General features: G+C 65.4%; 2 protein-coding genes. One reads left to right on the plus strand and one right to left on the minus strand.

The window, feature by feature from the left end; all coding sequences use genetic code 11:
• Nucleotides 1-394, plus strand: a 394-nt coding sequence (locus AC1D1X_RS23450; RefSeq protein WP_477699364.1) for a bacteriohemerythrin, incomplete at its 5' end; no start/stop codon positions are given.
• 36 nt (nucleotides 395-430) lie between these two features.
• Here the strand turns inward: AC1D1X_RS23450 and AC1D1X_RS23455 are convergent.
• Nucleotides 431-1348: efflux transporter outer membrane subunit (locus tag AC1D1X_RS23455; protein ID WP_477699365.1), on the minus strand; the 918-nt coding region annotated here is incomplete at its 5' end.

Here is a 1348-nt window from a genome sequence, read left to right on the forward strand (position 1 = left end):
GGATGATGCGTTGCCGGGCCACTGGCGAGCGCTGGTGGACCACACCGATGAGCACTTCAGCCGCGAAGACCGGTGGATGCTGGACACGCGGTTTTCATCCTCCAATTGCCACACTGTGCAGCACAAGGTGGTGCTGCAGGTCATGCGAGAAGGCTTGCTCATGGCCCAGGCCGGGGATTTCACGTCTTTGCGCCATATGGCAAGGGAGCTCGCTCTGTGGTTTCCGCAGCATGCGCAGACCATGGATGCCGCGCTGGCCCTGCATCTACGCGGTATTGGCTACGACCCGCTCACGGGGGTGGTGAGCATGCCGCAAGCTTTGCCCAAGGACACCATACACGGTTGCGGGGGCCTGAGCTGTTCCGATGGCCAGGCGCTTGAACACACCGCATAAACGCGGCACGCTGTTGGGTCCGCTGGGTGATGCAATTTATTGCCCCGTTTGCCAACCCCCGCCCAGCGACTGGATCAACGCCACCGCGGTGGTCTGGCGGTCGGCCATGGCTTGCACCAGTGCACGGCGCGCGCTCAGCGCGGTGGCCTGGGCGGTGATGACTTCGGTGTAGCTCACCTGGCCGCTGCGGTAGCGGTTGAGTACCTGCTGCTCGACCTGGTCGGCTGCCTGCGACGCCTGGCGGCGCAGCTCCTGCTGGGTCAGCAGTACACGGGTTGCCGACAACTGATCTTCCACGTCCTGAAAGGCCGCCAGCACGGCCTGGCGGTAACGCGCCACTGCCTGCTGGTGAGAGGCCTCGGCGCCCTCCACGCGGGCGCCGGTAGCCCCGGCGTTGAAGAGCACTTGCGCGGCCGAGATGCCGATGGACCAGACGCTGCTGGAAGCCTTGAAGAGGTCCGCCACCCGGCTGGCGCCCTGGCCGGCCGAGGCGCTCAGCGACAGGCTGGGGTAATAAGCGCTCTTGGCGATGCCGATCTGTTCATTGGCAGAGGCCACGCGGCGTTCGGCGGCGGCAATGTCGGGGCGGCGCTGCAGCAGCTCGGACGGTATGCCGACCGGCACGTCAGGCACTGAAGGATTCCAGGCCACAGGGGCAATCGAGAAATTGCCGGGCGCTTCACCGACCAGCACCGCAATGGCGTGCTCCAGCTGGGCGCGCTGGCGCACCAGGCCGGCGTCGTCGGCCTGCGCGTTGGCCAGCTGTGTTTGCGCCTGCAGCACATCGGTTTTGGCCGCGATGCCGGCGTTGTAGCGGTTCTGCGTGATGTCCAGCGCGCGCTTGTAGCCGTCAATCGTGTCCTTGAGTAGCACTTTTTGTGCGTCTGTCTGGCGCAAGGACAAATAATTGGTCGCCAGTTCACCCTGCGCCGACAGTTTGGCCGAAGCCAGGTC

The sequence above is a fragment of the Polaromonas sp. P1_G4 genome, assembly GCF_056405475.1.